Origin of the sequence: Bacillus sp. 22446 (assembly GCF_052044955.1) — a bacterium.
Classification (GTDB): Bacteria; Bacillota; Bacilli; order Bacillales; family Bacillaceae; genus Bacillus; species Bacillus altitudinis.
This window is the reverse complement of sequence record NZ_JBQEOD010000002.1, coordinates 173,730-190,001: the sequence shown is the minus strand read 5'-3', so window position 1 is coordinate 190,001 and position 16,272 is coordinate 173,730. Positions and strand designations below refer to the sequence as shown.

General features: G+C 41.7%; 22 protein-coding genes. 4 read left to right on the top strand and 18 right to left on the bottom strand.

The features are described from left to right. Positions 1-20: 20 nt before the first annotated feature. Together bshC and ACTJJD_RS05255 are read right to left on the bottom strand one after the other, a co-directional pair. Positions 21-1,640 carry a bacillithiol biosynthesis cysteine-adding enzyme BshC gene (bshC, locus tag ACTJJD_RS05260; RefSeq protein WP_440599980.1) on the bottom strand — a complete coding sequence of 540 codons (1,620 nt, stop codon included), beginning with the start codon at positions 1,638-1,640 and terminating at the stop codon, positions 21-23. Positions 1,641-1,705: 65 nt separating this feature from the next. Beyond that, a complete protein-coding gene (locus ACTJJD_RS05255) occupies positions 1,706-2,599 on the bottom strand; it encodes a 2-dehydropantoate 2-reductase (protein ID WP_440608159.1) in 894 nt (297 codons plus the stop codon). 210 nt (positions 2,600-2,809) lie between these two features. On the opposite strand from ACTJJD_RS05255, the gene ACTJJD_RS05250 reads away from it, so the two are divergent. Continuing rightward, a complete protein-coding gene (locus tag ACTJJD_RS05250) occupies positions 2,810-3,289 on the top strand; it encodes an N-acetyltransferase (protein ID WP_007499784.1) in 480 nt (159 codons plus the stop codon). A gap of 53 nt (positions 3,290-3,342) precedes the next feature. Here the strand turns inward: ACTJJD_RS05250 and gerR are convergent, their stop codons facing one another. The 3 genes from gerR to ACTJJD_RS05235 all read right to left on the bottom strand — a co-directional run bounded on the left by gerR (position 3,343) and on the right by ACTJJD_RS05235 (position 4,734). After that, positions 3,343-3,882 carry a sporulation-specific transcriptional regulator GerR gene (gerR, locus tag ACTJJD_RS05245; RefSeq protein WP_017359370.1) on the bottom strand — a complete coding sequence of 180 codons (540 nt, stop codon included), beginning with the start codon at positions 3,880-3,882 and terminating at the stop codon, positions 3,343-3,345. 138 nt (positions 3,883-4,020) lie between these two features. Then, positions 4,021-4,194, bottom strand: coding sequence for a 50S ribosomal protein L32 (rpmF, locus tag ACTJJD_RS05240; protein ID WP_008354700.1), 174 nt, complete (start codon positions 4,192-4,194; stop codon positions 4,021-4,023). A gap of 21 nt (positions 4,195-4,215) precedes the next feature. After that, positions 4,216-4,734: a YceD family protein gene (locus tag ACTJJD_RS05235; protein WP_242731969.1), complete on the bottom strand. Its 519-nt coding sequence runs from the start codon at positions 4,732-4,734 to the stop codon at positions 4,216-4,218. A gap of 206 nt (positions 4,735-4,940) precedes the next feature. On the opposite strand from ACTJJD_RS05235, the gene ACTJJD_RS05230 reads away from it, so the two are divergent. Beyond that, the gene (locus tag ACTJJD_RS05230; RefSeq protein WP_349497111.1) at positions 4,941-6,188 is read left to right on the top strand and encodes a nucleotidyltransferase; all 1,248 of its coding nucleotides are present in this window, start codon (positions 4,941-4,943) and stop codon (positions 6,186-6,188) included. 33 nt (positions 6,189-6,221) lie between these two features. Here the strand turns inward: ACTJJD_RS05230 and ACTJJD_RS05225 are convergent, their stop codons facing one another. Then, positions 6,222-7,250 carry a SepM family pheromone-processing serine protease gene (locus ACTJJD_RS05225; RefSeq protein WP_017359372.1) on the bottom strand — a complete coding sequence of 343 codons (1,029 nt, stop codon included), beginning with the start codon at positions 7,248-7,250 and terminating at the stop codon, positions 6,222-6,224. Between the two features lie 4 nt (positions 7,251-7,254). Beyond that, positions 7,255-8,034 (bottom strand): patatin-like phospholipase family protein, encoded by a 780-nt coding sequence (locus ACTJJD_RS05220; protein WP_025207288.1) that lies wholly within the window; start codon positions 8,032-8,034, stop codon positions 7,255-7,257. A 156-nt stretch (positions 8,035-8,190) separates the two neighbouring features. Between ACTJJD_RS05220 and ylbJ the strand changes: the two genes are divergently transcribed. Continuing rightward, positions 8,191-9,399, top strand: coding sequence for a sporulation integral membrane protein YlbJ (ylbJ, locus tag ACTJJD_RS05215; protein WP_058213799.1), 1,209 nt, complete (start codon positions 8,191-8,193; stop codon positions 9,397-9,399). A 13-nt stretch (positions 9,400-9,412) separates the two neighbouring features. On the opposite strand, the gene coaD is transcribed toward ylbJ, so the two are convergent. The 9 genes from coaD to ACTJJD_RS05170 form a co-directional block, all read right to left on the bottom strand. Continuing rightward, positions 9,413-9,895, bottom strand: coding sequence for a pantetheine-phosphate adenylyltransferase (gene coaD / locus ACTJJD_RS05210; RefSeq protein ID WP_007499803.1), 483 nt, complete (start codon positions 9,893-9,895; stop codon positions 9,413-9,415). Positions 9,896-9,898: 3 nt separating this feature from the next. Next, positions 9,899-10,456: a 16S rRNA (guanine(966)-N(2))-methyltransferase RsmD gene (gene rsmD / locus ACTJJD_RS05205; RefSeq protein WP_007499805.1), complete on the bottom strand. Its 558-nt coding sequence runs from the start codon at positions 10,454-10,456 to the stop codon at positions 9,899-9,901. Positions 10,457-10,768: 312 nt separating this feature from the next. Then, positions 10,769-11,041, bottom strand: coding sequence for a YlbG family protein (locus ACTJJD_RS05200; RefSeq protein ID WP_008345023.1), 273 nt, complete (start codon positions 11,039-11,041; stop codon positions 10,769-10,771). A gap of 65 nt (positions 11,042-11,106) precedes the next feature. Beyond that, entirely contained in the window at positions 11,107-11,556 is a 450-nt protein-coding gene (locus tag ACTJJD_RS05195; RefSeq protein ID WP_281201367.1) for a YlbF family regulator, read from the bottom strand. A 57-nt stretch (positions 11,557-11,613) separates the two neighbouring features. Then, on the bottom strand, positions 11,614-12,021 hold the full coding sequence (locus ACTJJD_RS05190) for a hypothetical protein (RefSeq protein WP_007499810.1): 408 nt from the start codon (positions 12,019-12,021) through the stop codon (positions 11,614-11,616). Between the two features lie 73 nt (positions 12,022-12,094). Next, positions 12,095-12,343: a YlbE-like family protein gene (locus tag ACTJJD_RS05185; RefSeq protein ID WP_017359376.1), complete on the bottom strand. Its 249-nt coding sequence runs from the start codon at positions 12,341-12,343 to the stop codon at positions 12,095-12,097. Positions 12,344-12,362: 19 nt separating this feature from the next. Continuing rightward, positions 12,363-12,776 (bottom strand): YlbD family protein, encoded by a 414-nt coding sequence (locus ACTJJD_RS05180; RefSeq protein ID WP_281201368.1) that lies wholly within the window; start codon positions 12,774-12,776, stop codon positions 12,363-12,365. Positions 12,777-12,885: 109 nt separating this feature from the next. Continuing rightward, a complete protein-coding gene (locus tag ACTJJD_RS05175; RefSeq protein WP_008345031.1) occupies positions 12,886-13,929 on the bottom strand; it encodes a CAP domain-containing protein in 1,044 nt (347 codons plus the stop codon). A 122-nt stretch (positions 13,930-14,051) separates the two neighbouring features. Next, entirely contained in the window at positions 14,052-14,474 is a 423-nt protein-coding gene (locus tag ACTJJD_RS05170; RefSeq protein WP_045034299.1) for a CBS domain-containing protein, read from the bottom strand. Positions 14,475-14,635: 161 nt separating this feature from the next. Between ACTJJD_RS05170 and ACTJJD_RS05165 the strand changes: the two genes are divergently transcribed. Then, positions 14,636-15,001, top strand: a complete 366-nt coding sequence (locus tag ACTJJD_RS05165; RefSeq protein WP_008345035.1) for a YugN family protein — start codon at positions 14,636-14,638, stop codon at positions 14,999-15,001. A gap of 31 nt (positions 15,002-15,032) precedes the next feature. Here the strand turns inward: ACTJJD_RS05165 and ctaG are convergent, their stop codons facing one another. Continuing rightward, positions 15,033-15,911 carry a cytochrome c oxidase assembly factor CtaG gene (gene ctaG, locus ACTJJD_RS05160; RefSeq protein WP_017367183.1) on the bottom strand — a complete coding sequence of 293 codons (879 nt, stop codon included), beginning with the start codon at positions 15,909-15,911 and terminating at the stop codon, positions 15,033-15,035. 30 nt (positions 15,912-15,941) lie between these two features. Next, positions 15,942-16,271 carry a cytochrome c oxidase subunit IVB gene (gene ctaF / locus ACTJJD_RS05155; RefSeq protein WP_003211520.1) on the bottom strand — a complete coding sequence of 110 codons (330 nt, stop codon included), beginning with the start codon at positions 16,269-16,271 and terminating at the stop codon, positions 15,942-15,944. Position 16,272 lies beyond the last annotated feature (1 nt).

The window sequence follows — 16,272 nt, the reverse complement described above, 5'->3', positions numbered from 1 at the left end:
GGGTTCATTAAAACTTTATTTCAAAGTTTGACAATTTGTTGCTTGTTTTGAAATGAAAATGGCAGATTTTTGAACGTTTTGAAGAATTCTGGACCATATTTGTTTAAAAAGTACATGATATTCCAAATTCTTTCTTGTGGTGCTTCGAGTGGTTTTAAACTATTTTCAATCCTTTCAAAATCTCGAAGGATGTATCCTTCCTTCTCTTCCACACGCTTTGCAACCTTTTGATAAACAAATTGAAGCTGGTCTTCTATAAATTTGGCATTTTTATCTAATAGCTGTTCAAAGCTTGGTTCGATCTCTAGCGCTTCTTGTCTCATTGCCTCGTGAACATTCGCTAATTCACGTTTGGCATGTTGAACTGATTGAACGAAGCTGTCTGGAAGACTTTGCTGAAAGTGCGCATCCTTCTTTTCTTTCACGCCTTTTGTCAGCACCTCTTCAACCGACAATTCTCTTATTGGCAGCTTCTTATCAATATGCCTTTCAAGAATGGTGACGTGCAGTCTTGGAAGAACGGGTGCCATTTTGACATCGAAGTACTCGAAGATGCCTTTCAGCTCACCCCAATAGTTCACTTCACCGTGTCCAGCCATAAAAGCAAGCGTTGGAAGAAGGGCTTCCTGCATCAATGGACGGGTCACCACATTATTGCTAAACCGCTCTGGGTGCTCCTCGACTTCCTGCAAAAGCTCATCTTTTGTCCAAGTAAGCCCCACTTCAGATATAGAAAATTGGCCATTCTCTTGTTCAATGAGGAAACGTTCATCATCATATTCGTAAAACAAGTTGGCTTGATGGTCACCAGCTTCAATAATCGGCTGATACCCCGCTTGTTTCATGGCAGCCTGCGTGTTATCTAAGCGAGCCACGATCGCATCACTCGACTCCACAATTTGCTTGAATAACGTACGTTCAAGTGGCTTCACGCCGAAGTCTCCTGAATTCAATAACAGCAGTCCATCTTCTTCAAATAGATCGCAAACAATCCACTCAAAGAAATCAGTAAACGTTTCTGATTTGCGTAAACATCGAAGAAGCTGATCAAACAAGTCATTGGTGTAAGCAGATTCCTCATAGGTTGAAAATACATCACGAAGCCATCTCTCTGTTTTCTCTTGGTGAAGAGGTGTTCTTTTCGCAGCTGTTTTTTTCACATGATGTAATGGAAGCTTTTGTTTGACTGGGCCTTTTTCGCCAGACGTGTACACAAAGTTAATTTCGTCTACGTCGTGATCTTCACCCGCTACCCAAAAGACCGGAATAACAGGAACGCCAAGCGCTGATTCTTTTTCTTTGGCAAACTGAATAATGGAAATGATTTTATGTATGGTATAAAGCGGACCTGCCAGTAAGCCTGCCTGCTGTCCTCCAACCACCATGACGCTCCGTTCATCACGGATCTTCTCAATATTCTCACGCATCGCAGCCGAATCAAATTTCGCATGATATGCGCTCATATAATCCGCTAAAGCCTCGCGCGGGAAGCTCCTTTCCATGAGATCGTCGTATCTCTTTTTCCATGTGTGCTCAGAATGTATATCATAATCAAAAAAAGCAGTCATCTCTTTTTTTTCTTCTATATAATCACGTATGAATAAATTCTGACTTCGGATGGAAAGTTCAGTCAATTGCATGTTTAGAACTTCCTTTCTTCAATAAATAGTTAGTTTCCCGAAAAAAGTATAGCATGTAAATGAGCTCACTCAAAAGATTTTGTTTGCTTTTTTTCCAATACTTCCAAGCTTCTATTCAAGAAAGTGAGGAATGGCGGCGTCATCCCTTGACCTTGAGCTTTTTTTAAAAGGTAGCCAATGATTGCTTTTCTTTCAGTTTGGCGGCCTTTGACGATATCTTGTAGCATTGACGATTGATTGGCAGCCGTTTGATGGCAAATTGATTTCACATGAGCCCATAGACGATCTTTCTCAAGCAACCCTAGAATGGAAACCGCTTCTTCAAATGCACATGTCATCATATGTTCATATGACGGGTTCGATACCAATTCCCCATTATTCACATGTAATAAAGCCGTCAACGTATTAATACACACATTGACGAGCAGCTTTTCCTCCAGTACTTTCTTCCATTCCTCTGTATAAACCATTTGAAAATCGCCCGTTGATAGTTCACTACCCATAGGTTCTTTTTCCTCATGCAGAAATGCTCCCCACTTGATGACACCAATTCCTGTATGGTTTACTGCGCGATCAGACACCTTCATTGCGCCATGCTCTACTACACCAATATATAACTGATGTGCCGTTTTCCAGTTCTTTAAATCGACGAGGTGGGCCATTCCGTTCTGCAAAAATAAGATCCGCTGACGAGGCAGTCCCGATAATTCCCCTAGAACATCTTGCAGATGATGATACTTCACTGTCACAATCAGCAAATCAAATAATCCTTTGACTCCCGTATCGGCCCAAACAGCTGATTGAATGGTTTCCCCTCTTACCATTCGTTCAATGCCTAATGCTCGAATTTCTTCTGCCTGCTGTTTTCTTCTTGTAAAGAGGGTGATGTCATGATGCTCTGATAAATAACTGGCACAAAGCAGACCAATCGCACCACCGCCAATGATTCCAATTTTCAATTGCCGCACTTCCCTTTTTCTGTTTACTTCATGTTATCAACTATTTTACCAGTTTCGTGCTACGATGCAAAAAGCAGATAACGCGCTATGATTGAATTTTTTTAATTAAAAAACTATAATAATAAGTGTAAAAACTTTTTTAGGCGGATGGGATGAAAACGCCTTCAATGACATCACTGTCGACATTATGTGTGTAAGGGGGAAGATCACATGACACAAGTAAAACGTCTTCTGATTAACTACAAAACATTAGAGGAATTTAAACAATTTAAGGAATATGGCATACAAGAACTTTCCATGCTTGAAGACCTAGAAAGTAATATGATTGAAAATGACAGCAACTCTCCATTTTATGGGATTTACTTTGGAGATAAGCTTGTGGCACGTATGAGCCTCTATCAAGTAGATGGCTCGACGACGACGTATTTTGACCATAATCATGATTATCTAGAGCTGTGGAAGCTAGAAGTGTTGCCAGGATATCAGCGTAAAGGTTACGGCGAAGCACTTGTTGATTTCGCAAAATCTTTTGGCCTTCCAATTCGAACGAATCCACGCGTCAAATCTGCCGGTTTTTGGGATAAAATGGGCTTTGAAGCGGTGAAATATGATATGGAACGCGATAAAGGAGAAAACCCACTCATTTGGGAGCCTGCACATATTCAAAAGAACACAGGTGAGTCCGCTTAATCATTTTAATCATTAAGAAAACGCCCCTCTTTCCATCTGTGAGGGGCGTTTTCTTATTTTGCGTAATCTTTTAAGCTGATATTCTGTTTGACTCTTTCAACAATACCAATAAGTGCCCGGTAATCTTCTTCTGTCATTTTTAATTGACGTTTCAGCTGTTCATTTTCTTCGGTGAGTGATTTTAATTGATGCTGTGCATCTTTAAGCTCCTCCCGTAAATAAGCTGGACCAGATGGTTCTTTCTCAAGCTGCTCTAGAAACCGAATTACTTCTCGAAGCGTCAGTTCAGTCTGATCAGAAGATGCCTTCTCCTCTATGGTGAACGCATGCTGCGGTAAACCCGAAGAATGGATACCAATTTTTTTACGCAGTTCTTTTCGCTGTTTTTTGGCAAGCTCAATGCCTGCCTGATACTGCTTTCTGACGTAAGAATTCCACCTGAATCCACATGCTGCTGCTGTTCTTGACAATGCTTTTCCAACCTCTTCAAATGCTGAAAGCTGGGTACCCCCATCTCGGATATGCCTTAAGACAACTTCTGCTAAAAGTAAATCTTCATCTTGTGTCCATGCGTCCTGCCGTGTAATCGTCAACTCATCATCCCCCCTGAATCTGAATACCACATCATATGCGCTTACTAGAGTAGATAGACTATTTGCAGGAGAGAAACCTAAAAAATAGATCAATAAAAAAACGCAAGGGAAGATTCCCTCACGTTTTTTTATCAAGCATTAGTTGCTTTTTACGTCTTTGCCTTTGTATGTTCCGCAAGATTTGCAGACACGATGAGAAATTTTCATTTCACCGCATTCTGGGCAAGCTACCATACCAGGTACTTGTAGTTTGAAATGCGTACGACGCAATCTTTTTTTCATTTTAGAAGTTCTTCTAAAAGGTACAGCCATTATTCCCACCTCCTTAAAGAGTTAAGATTCATTATTTTCTTCTAAGAGCTTCTTCAAGCCTTCCAGACGAGGATCAATTCGGTTATGATGTGCATCTTCCGAAATGACCGCCCAGTCATTCCCTTCCTGTGGTGCAGCACCTTTTACGTCAGCTTGGTCGCAAAAGATTTGCATGGGCACTTCAAGAAGAATTTCTTCCTTGACTAAAGGCGTTAAGTCGATGATATCGTCTTCTACAATAGAAACGTCTTCATCTTCTATGTCGTCTGTCTTATGAAGTACAAATAGTTCTTTTGTTGAAATCGCAAATGGATAATTTACATCAACAAGCGTTCTTGAACAAGGCAATGTCATTTCACCTGTGATGGTTAAATCAAATGCGACTTGCTTTGATTCGATCACTCCAGTCCCTTTCACCTCTACTGGTGAAATACGACGTATATCTGAATGAAGGCTAGTAAGTTCATTTAAGTCAACCGTCTCATGAAAATCGAAGCTGTTTTTAGCTTTTTGATGTAACTGATAAACTGTCCATTTCAATTGTATCACCTCTAAGAGCAACAAACATGATTATAGCTTTCATCATGCTATTTGTCAATATTTTTTCTTTACAGTCCTTCATGATGTCAAAGGGCTGTTTGACATCAGTTCTCGGAATGCCTACACTGAAAAAAATGGTCTTCATTTTTCCCTTATGCTACTGTAGCACAGACCATTTAACCATAGCAAGAAAGGCGGAACATCTATTGAAAGCAGTGGGAGTCGTTGTCGAGTACAATCCATTTCATTATGGGCATGCCTATCATGTGAATCAGGCGAAAAAACAAACCTCCTCAGATGTTGCCATTGCCGTCATGAGCGGTTCTTTCCTCCAGCGCGGGGAGCCTGCCATCGTCTCAAAATGGGCACGTACAAAAATGGCACTGCAAAACGGCGTAGACATTGTGTGTGAGCTTCCATACATATATGCCGTACAAAAGGCAGAAACCTTCGCCAATGGCGCTGTGTCCATCCTCGATGCATTAAAATGCCATTCTCTTTTTTTCGGCAGTGAGGATGGAGAGATCAACGCATTTGAGCGCACAGCACACGCTTGGCATGAAAAAAAGGCAGAGATTGATCTTTTAACAAAAGAAAAGGTGAAAGAAGGTCTTAGTTATCCCGCAGCAGCAGCAGGTGCGTTTCAAGAGGCCATTCATTCTGAACACTTACTGGATTTGTCCAAACCAAATAACATTTTAGGCTTTCATTATGTTAAAGCCATCTTAGAGAGAGCTCCTCACATGCAGCCTTTTACGTCTCAAAGAATTGCATCTGATTATCATGATGAAGAACTGCCTGACAACCAAAAAATCGCAAGCGCCACAAGTATCCGAAAAGCATTAAAAGAACAGAGCTCATTTCAAGCAGTCACGCCCTACCTCCCGGACGCTACTTTAAAGCAATTACACGACTATCATTCTTCATATGGTCTTTTACATACGCAAGAAGCCTATTTTCGCTTTCTGAAACATGTTTTTCATACAATGGATACGAGTGAATTAGAGGGCATCTATGAAATTGAAGAAGGCATTGAACACCGCATGCAAAAAGCCATGACACATGCATCTTCCTACGAGGAGTATCTATCACTTGTCAAAACAAAACGATATACGTGGACAAGGTTACAGCGGATGAATACGCATCTATTAATGAACGTGAAGAAAAAGACGATGCACGAGCTGCTTGAAGAGAAAAAAGCGCCCTATATTCGTTTACTTGGAATGACAAGGAAAGGACAACAGTACTTGTCTCTTGTAAAAAAAGAGTTGGATGTACCACTTGTGAGTAAACTGTCTTCCTTTTCACATCCCGCCCTTGATCTTGATATTCGCGCTTCAAGGGTGTTTAGCCTTCCCATCTCTGAACCCATGCAAACAGAGTTAACAAAAGCAGAGTTTAAAACATCACCGATTCGATATGATGAAGAGAGCGGACTCTTTTCATCTCGATAGAAAAAAGCAGCCTGATTTGCAGGCTGCTCTTTTTTATGATGCTTTCTCTTTTAATTTGTTTAAATAGTTTAGTGCGTCCTGCATGGTATCCACAGGAACGATTTTCATATCACTTTTAATATCTTTTGCTGTTTTGACTGCATTTTTGTAGTCAGAGTTTGGGTCACCTTTATCATTCGGTGCAAAGAAGATGTCTTTTCCTGCTTTGTCTGCTGCAACAACCTTTTGATCAATTCCGCCAATCGGTCCGACTGTACCATCTGCATCAATCGTTCCAGTTCCTGCGATCGCATAGCCGTGTGTTTCATCTTCTTTTGTCAGCTGATTGTAAATTTCAAGTGACATCATTAAACCAGCCGATGGACCGCCGATGTTTTCAATATCCACTTTCACAGAAGGAGACACTTTCACATGACGGTCTGTAAATAATGATACGCCAATTCCCACTCGTTTTGGCTCTTCTTTAAATGGTTTTAACGTCACGTTCTGCGTGATTTCTTTGCCATTACGTTCAAGTACAAAACGGACAGTCGTGCCTGCTTTTTTACTGCTGATATACGAAACCATTTTATCTGCTGACTCATATGTATGGCCGTCGACGCTTTTGATCTTATCGCCAACTTCAATCTTCCCATATGCAGGCATTCCTTTCATCACATAGCTCGCATATACCCCATTAAACGTATAATCTACTTTTTTCCCTGCTTTTGTATAAGCGGCAATCATCGCATTTTCTTGAGAACTTTTCATGAGCTGCAGCTGCCGTTTCATATAATCCTCATCAGACTCTCCGTCCGCTTTAATATTTTCTTCTGGAACGATTTCGTCATACTTGTTCATTTTTGCAAGTAAATACGTATATGGATTGGCTGGACCTACTTTAATGGTCATAAGAGAAAAGCTGCCTTTCTCGCCATATCCTCCGTCTACTTGAATGTGTGGCGCAATTTCTGTTGCATCACCTGGCTTTGTGACGTAATAGGGCAGTTTCACAAAAGTTAAGCCAAATAAGACTAGAACAACAGCAAAAAAGCTGAGCCAGCGAATATTTAATTTTTTCATTCGATTAACACTCCCATTTATCAATGACATCTTTCAGTTTTCCTTTTAGTTGGTCGGCGGCGAGTTCACCTGCTTCAATCATTTCTTGAACCTGTGTAAACGCACTAGAGCTAAAGGTCTCGAGCTTCGGCCGAATCATGAGATCTGCATGAATGGTTTGGTGACGAACCAATTCATTTTGAAGGATGTCCAAACTTTGCATAATGACATCCGATAATCTCGTTGCCTTTTCTGTTTTTTTCACCCTTGATACATCAGAGGCGATAATGAGATCTGCCCCCATTTCTTTGAGAACAGAGACAGGAATGCGGTCCACTACCGCTCCATCCACCAATTGCCTGCCGCCTATTTCATGCGGAACAAACACACCCGGAATGCTAATGCTTGCCCTGACTGCTTGTGAGACAGACCCTTCTTTGAACACAACCTTCTCCCCTGTCTGAAGGTCACAGGCGACAATCGCAAGAGGCATGCGCATTTCTTCAATATTCTTCCCATATGTAAACGTGTGAATCAGCTGCAAAATTCGATTTCCTTTTAACAGACCGATTTTTGGCAGTGTATAGTCAGCATAATACTTTCTTCTGAAGACAAGTGCAAGTTTTTTCATTTTTTCTACGTCTTGTCCTGCTGCATAAAAGCTCCCCACAAGAGCACCAATACTGCTTCCTGCGATCATATCCACCTGAATTCCTTGTTTCTCAAGACTAGATAAAACCCCGATATGCGCCATCCCTCTGGCACCCCCGGAGCCCAGCGCAAGCCCGATAATCGGTCGTTTCATGAATCCACCCTCCTCTTTCTATGCATATATACGAATCTATAGGTCTAAACATGCCCCTTCTCATCGTATAGTAATAGAAGACAGGCTCGGCTAGCATCTCTTTTTCTTTAATCACGAGCTCGCCAATAGATTATAACGGCAAGGGGCGACATCTCCATGAAAAAATGGAACACTCTGTTCATCGCTGCTTTTTTTATCTTTTTAACAGCCACTGTGATTACACATCCACAAGCCTCTTTGCAAGCATCGAAAAATGGACTTGCAATGTGGTGGGAAGTGGTTTTTCCATCGCTGCTACCTTTTTTTATTTTGTCCGAGCTATTAATCAGTTTCGGGATTGTCAGATTTGTCGGCGTATTATTAGAGCCATTTATGCGGCCTATCTTTCGGGTGCCTGGTGTCGGCGGATTTGTGCTGGCGATGGGAATGGCCTCTGGTTTTCCTTCTGGCGCTAAATTGACGACAAGACTTCGGCAGGAAGGACAGCTGACAAGAATTGAAGCAGAACGCCTTGTGTCGTTTACCAATTCTTCAAACCCTTTGTTCATTTTTGGAGCAGTGGCTGTAGGATTTTTTCATCACCCAGCTTTAGGCATTGTGTTAGCCTGTGCACATTATTTAGGAAATCTCGCGGTTGGGGTGACAATGCGCGGATATAAAGCACGTCATGATGCGCACCTCAGAAGCCGAAAAGGATTTTTATTGCCTCCAATTCGAGAAGCATTCAGCGCTCTTCATATGGCAAGACTCGCAGAAAAAAGACCACTTGGCCAAATATTAAGTGACGCTGTCATGTCATCTGTTCAAACGCTCTTTATGATTGGCGGCTTTATCATTTTATTTTCTGTCTTTAGTAAAATGCTCGCTGTCGTTCATGTAACAGATCTTCTCTCTATCGGGATCGGCTCTATACTGAAAACGATGCACCTTCCGCCGGAATTAGATCTAGCCATGATTGCGGGTCTATTTGAAATCACATTAGGAAGTCAGCTCACAGGGTCACAAGAGGTTTCCCTGCTCGCTAAAACAATTGTGGTCAGCTTTATTTTAGGATTTAGCGGATTCTCCGTTCAAGCTCAGGTAGCCGGCATTTTGGCAGCAACCGATATACGCTTTAAACCCTTTTTCTTCGCCCGTTTACTTCACGGTATTTACGCAGCCGTCTTTGCCTTTTTGTTATTCAAACCCCTTTATGTCTCTAAAGCAGACATGGCGCTTCCAGCAGGGGCATTTGAAACAAGCGAGCAAGTCGTGATGTTTAGCAGCGTGTTATGGAATCAACTTGTATCTGTTGGTCCTCTCATCACCTTGTTCAGTCTGATCGTGTATATTGCGCTCTATTATCAGAAATTAAAAAATGGATGAGTGCACAATGCACTCATCCATTAAATTTTTCTTTCAGCGCAGCTTCGACCTCTTGCGGTACAAGCTCTTTGACTGATCCATGATATTTCGCTACTTCTTTAACAATGCTTGAACTTAAGAAGGAGTATTGATTATTCGTCATCATAAAGAACGTTTCAATGTCATCATTCAACACTTTGTTCATTGATGTCCCTTGCATTTCGTATTCAAAGTCCGTCACCGCTCTAAGTCCGCGCAAAATGACTTTCGCCTCTTTTTGTTTCGCATAATCAACGAGCAGTCCATGAAAGGATTCCACTTTGATATTTGGTAGCTCCTTTGTTGCTTGACGAATGAGTTCACATCGCTCTTCAACAGTAAACAACGGCTTTTTTGACGAGTTATTGAGGACGCACACATATACTTCATCAAAAATCTTTGCCCCTCTTTTGATAATATCCAAATGGCCCAATGTGACTGGATCGAAGCTACCCGGACAAACGGCTATATTCCCCATGCTCTAATTTCCCCGCTTTCTATAGATCGTAATACCAGTCATTCCGTACATTTCCTGCCTTGAGATATGCAGCTGTCCTGCTTCCTCTGGCAGTGTCACATCTTTATCATGCTCACACACAATGACGCCATCATCTGCTAATAAGGAATGCTCATCAATCGTATCAAGAAGTGCTTTCAACTTTTGATCTTTATACGGCGGATCAAGGAAGATGGCTTGAAAAGATTCTTCTCGCTTCACTACAGCGGCGAGTGCACGGTTTGCATCATTTCGAAACACTTCACTTTGATCCATCAGCGACAATTGATTCAAGTTGCCTTTAATCGTCTGAATCGCCTTCATATCTCGATCCACAAATATACAATGATCGAATCCTCTAGAAAGCGCTTCAATACCTAAACCACCACTTCCAGCAAATAAATCAAGGGCCCATCCCCCATCAAAATACGGTCCAATCATATTAAAAATGGATTCTTTTACTTTATCTGTTGTTGGTCTTGTTGATTGGCCGGGTACGGCTTTCAGCGTGCGGCCTTTTTTTGTTCCAGAAATCACTCTCATTTTTCCACCACTTTTTCTGCTTGCATCTATTGAATATTGTTTGATGACAAAAAATTCAACATTATCTTACCATATCCACTCCACATGGGACAATGCACTGAATTCCATTCATTTTCTATGTATAGATCACAAAAGAGAGGGTCATACTACTGTTAACAGCATCTGATGTGGTGCTGTTGCCAACCGCGGAGAAGACTTACGTTTCCCCATAAGTTCTTCCTCCGGTTTCTCCTCTCCCTTTGCCTTCTCCTTAATGAATCATTAAGAATAGAAGGACCCCGCGGGTGATGCCGCGGGGGTTTTTTTGTGTCTTTAAAAGCCCACCTTATAATCATACTCTTTTGCTTTGTCCAATTTCGATTCGTACTCTAATTTAATAAAAGGTTTATAGGAAGGCTCAACACGTTTTACAAATGGCAATGAACTGAGCTTTGCCATGTGGCGCTCAAGATCATTCATATCACAATAAATCACTGCATATTTCATTTTCCTTGAAATATAGTGAACATTCCCAAATTTCCTTAGCGCTTTTGACTGCTTTAACGAATGCAGCCAAACGACCATTCCTTGACGTTTGGTATCCATCTTATCACCTGCCGCTTTTCAATTCTTTCCGTTCATTATGTAAAAGACGAGACGTTCAAGTCTCGTCAAGATACTTTACAGCTACAGCTGCCTCCTGATCCACAGCCACCGCCGCATGATGATAGACCATCAAAATATGGGTTCCCTGTTGGAACTTTAATATATGCTGATACAGCTTGACCGATTTCAATACTAATCTCATCTAAGATGGATTGAATCGCTGTTTCTGCTTTTTTGAAATCAACCACTGTATCGTGAAGATCTAGCTTTCTTTTGACCTCACGCATTTCTTTTGAGATCGTTCTATAGTCCGGATGGTATTTGCCGAACCGCTGCACATCTTCATATTGCTCTTTTACTTTTGTAAAATGGGCAATAATTTGTTGGGCTTCTTCGTCTTGCTGGAGACGCTTAAAGCAGTTGCGGTAATGTTCAGCCTCCTCCGACTGAAGAATCATGGCAGCCAATTGATTTGCTTCCTCTTGGAGCTCCACGAATTCGATTGTCGCATACATAAATGTTGCACCTCCAATTCATAGTTTACCACGAAACCTATGGATCAGAAAATGCTTTTACGTGACAAATACATCCCACGTCTCTCTTTTCTGCTTATATTCAGGGTGACGAGAATTTAGCACAACGGTCATTTTATGCTTTCCTTTTGAAAGGTGCTTGACCACAAACGCCGCAGTATACTCATTGCCTGCCCGTTTCCCGTCTACATACACTGTAAAATACCCCGCCTTCTTATCCTTTTTGAGGGGTGAAGGTTCAAGGTGAAAATCTTGAAGTGTACTTTCTATATACACAACAGATCCCTGCACTTTGTATTTTAAAAAGCCTTGCTGCTTCATTTCACTTTGCGTCTGCTGCATGACTGGTACTGCTGGTTCTTGCCTAGTTACTTGCTCTTGATCATGTTGACTTTGACATCCGGTGAGAAGAAAAAGCAATGCGCATATTGACAGCATCCATTTCATGTTCTGATTCTCCTTTCGTCTACTTTCATAGGATGCTCATGAAATAGACATCTTAATCAAATCAAAAAAAGCCTCACCCGGCTCCATTTTGATTGCGCATTGCTTGGAACATCTGGATCATCATTTCAGCCATTTGGACACTATTGCTCAACTGGCTCACACGATGAGGAATGGTTTTTTCGTAAAAGTTCATTTTATCTAATTCAAACGAAGTGACATTTTCAGGATGCCGCGTTAACTGTCTATACCAGAGTGGGCGCTGCCTGATGAATTTGATTCGATCCTCTTCGGCCATGACAAACTCTTGTACTTCTCTCCGCACCAAAAGCATCCCCTTTCAATTAATCTTTCCTGAAGGAGAATGGGTGCTGGCTGCCTCCAGATGAACCCTTCTTTGAGCCATTTGATGAAAATTGACCGAGTAAGCTTTGTAAAGAGGAAATAGACTGGCTCATTTTATTAATCTGTTCATTCATTTGATCAGCGTCCATTTTTTTCACTGCAGAGACCATTTTAGACATAAAATCTGCTTTTCCCGATTCACTTTGCTTAGCGGCTTTTTCTTCTTTTGCTTCTTCCGTTTGTGTTTGCCGGTAAGGAGACCACATGTCATCTTCCTCACCAAACATGACCCAATTCTCGTATAAACTTTGCCAGCTTTTTTCTTGCGTCTGCACTTCTTGAATTAATTTCGGATGGCGTCTGACGAACTGTTTAAATTCATCAATGGATGTTTGCTTTTGCTTATTTGTCATATCCTCACCCCCCATACAAATGCCTACTATACTATATACATCTGGGTCTATTTTGGTGAGCCCTTTTCATAAAAAAACAGCCGCCATCTGTGCGCAGCTGTTTAGAGGATTAAGACGTTTTCTTAATGAAGTTTTGTGTATAATACTTTTCTTTCACACCAACGCCAAGGTGCGTGTAATCTTGATTTAACAATGCCTTCCGGTGACCTTCGCTATTCAGCCAACCTTCTACAGCTGCAGGGCCATCAACATAATTATACGCAATGTTTTCCCCCGCAAGCTGAAATGCGACCTCGCCTCTTTCTAACCGGTCTTTCAGCGTGCCGTATTTTTTAGATTCATGGGAGAAATAATGATGATCCTTCATGTCCTCACTATGCATGAATGCCACTTCAGAGGTTTCATCGTCCCACTTTAAGGTCGGCAGTTTGTACTTATGGCGGATAATATTGGTCATATCAAAAATTTGTTTTTGACTCGACGCTTCAATATCCTTCCACTTTTCGCCTGATATCGCCTCAGGTTCAATTAATTGACCTCGATAAACGACTTCATACGGCTTTTGTTTGACAAATGTATCTGCGTTAAAGGCTCGAATGCTCGAAAGAGTGCTTTCAAACTTATCCATGTAGAGCTGGACATACACATCATCTCCCACTTTCACCGTCGGCCTGGTATTCATATCATCTTCTGAGAATTCAAAGCGATATGAATTTCCCTCGTCCTCTACATGAATGTAAGGAGCGATTTGTGTTTTTTTAAACACTTCACTTGTGGCTTGACCGATTTTAAACGGCTCAACATTCAGCCCATCCCCTGTTGCAAACAAGGTCACCACTTTACTGTCCTTTACCCCTACTTGAATATAGTGTTTCTTCGATTGATTGTATATCCACCAGTCATAATCATATGCGGAAGGATCAATGCGATCTGGTTCCCCTAGCTGTTTAAGCACTTCGTTTGAAGACTTCCCCATAAAGGACATGAGACCTTTTTTCGGAATGTTGATCGGCTTATCGCTAGATGTTTCTTCATTAGACACCTTCGGCTCATTGCTGTTTTCTTTTTCTGGTGAAGATCCATATTGAATAAACAGAACGTACGTTCCAGATATAATCAGGAGGATGAAGAGTGTTTTCAGCACAGTTTTCAAATAAACACCTCCGTTAAATTGGCAAGGTACAAAAAGTACCTTCTACTGTCATTTAAACAAAACTTGCTCCATTTATCAACGACAATACAGCCTATTTAACACGAATTTAAAATATGCCCCTCCTAATGAAGAAATCCTTGGCCATGATCCTGGTCTTGTTGAGAGATTTCCGTCAGAGCATCACCTGCACGATCGTTTGATAAATCTTCAACTGATAAATCCCCAAGGGCTACGATTCCTGTGAGTGCCCCGTTTTTGACAACCGGGATACGGCGGAGCTGATGTTCTGACATCAACCGGACAATTTCTTCTAGGGTTGCATCTTCTTCAGCTGTCAAAACTTCCTTCGTCATGAGGGCACCAACCTCTTGTGAGTTCGGCTTTTTCTCAGCAATACCTCTAAGTACAAGGTCGCGGTCTGTGACAATACCAACAAGCTGATCTCCGTCGACTACTGGAATGGCACCAATGTCAGCATCTTTCATTTTGACTGCCGCTTCATATGCATTGTCGTCCTTTTGCAACGTCACTACTTTTTTCGTCATGATATCTTTGATTTTTTTCGTTTTCACGTTGATTCCTCCATCCGTTATTTTCTTTATTACTGTAACCAGCTTATAAAAGAACATACCCTTCACAGTTGAAAGTTTAACGCTTTCATACTATGATTGTCAGTAAAGGGAATTTTTATAAGGAGGGGTTTTGGGTGAAGTTTGAAGGTACGGGGATTGAAAAGGTATCAGCTGACTTAAATAAATTGGATTTCATTATGGAAAGTGAAGGATTTGTACGAGCCGATCAATGGGATTATGAGCGTGTGACGTACGACAGGAAGTATAACATGGTAGAGGGGACGTTTTACTTACGGATCTCTGGCTACGCCACTGAGGGAGATGTCGGCTCCAAAAAAGCCCACATCCAGCTGCTGACACCTTTACTTGGAAAACACTATTATCCGCATGGTGTTGAATATGGAGAAGGCGAAGACTTCCCTAAATCTCTTATTCAATCCAGCAAAAAAACGCTGAACCAATTGAAAGAAAAACTAGAAGCGATAACTGCTGAAGCATAAAAAGCACAGCCCCTACGGCTGTGCTTTTCATTTATTCATATTTCGGAATGAGCGCATCTGGTACGGCATCTTTCGCTCTTTCTTTTCTCGCCCAGTCAAAGAAGACAACAGCAAGAATGGATCCGTATACAATCTCTTGAATGATTTTCATCAAAATAGCACCTAGCTGCTGATCTTCTAGCAGCGGCAATGTATGAAACATGTCAGGTCCCGTAAGCGCAAGACCTGCAAGCATATCACTCGGTACGCATAGGTGCAGTGCTTGTATCCATGCGCCGGCATCTGAATAAGTGGCATAGATAGGCGCTTCACTAAACATAATGAGTGCGCAGGCAGGTGTCATTAAAATCCCATCTGCCATAATATATCCAAGCTTTAAAATGCCTGTAATCTGCGGCTGACTTTGCACTTTATGGACAAGCGGCCACCACATGAAAAAGGCAGCGATAAAAATGACAACCGTCATCAATGCGTGATAAAACGGATCTGTTTTGACAAAATCGAACACAAGCGGAATATGATACAGCGAAAACAACCCGTTAAATCCGAGCAAGGCAATCAACGGCTTAGAAAACAAGCGGAAAATCGGCTGAATACCCCGTGTTTGAATGATCCGCTCCCAAATCGCCGCAGGTAAACCTGTAATGAGAAGGGGCGGGATGACCAAATAGAGCACTGCCATTTGCGCCATATGCGCACTGAACATAATATGCCCCATTAAATCAATCGGGCTCCCCTTCACCGCATAAAGCAACACAAGCCCCGTGAGAAACAGCGTTTTCTCTTTCACCGTCGCACGGTGCTTACCCTTCGTCACGAGAAGCAGATAAAAAGCGGCTGCTGCTACAATACATGTCAAATAGTAAGGACTCCATAATGCACGAAATCCAAATATCTCTAAGTTTTCCATTGCTGCGCCTCCTTCAAGGGCAAAGCGAGCTTACCACCAAATAATGGTCAAAAAGGCTAAAACGGTAATAAACGCGACAAACACACCTGAGTAAAGAAACAACGCGGGTGTTTCATGCCCTTTTTGGTTCATGTGCATAAAATAATAAAGCTGAAAAGCGACCTGAATCACTGCAAGCAGTAAAATAAAAGGGACAGCGAACCAATTTCCGACGTCTTCAGAGGCGATTGTTAAAAAGGCAACAAACGTTAAACCAATCATCAAGCCGAAAGAAATGAGCTGATGCTTCATTTCTTCGGCATTTTTCTTTTTCCGATAGACAAGATCGACTTTGGACTGATTTGTGTTTTTATTTCCCATT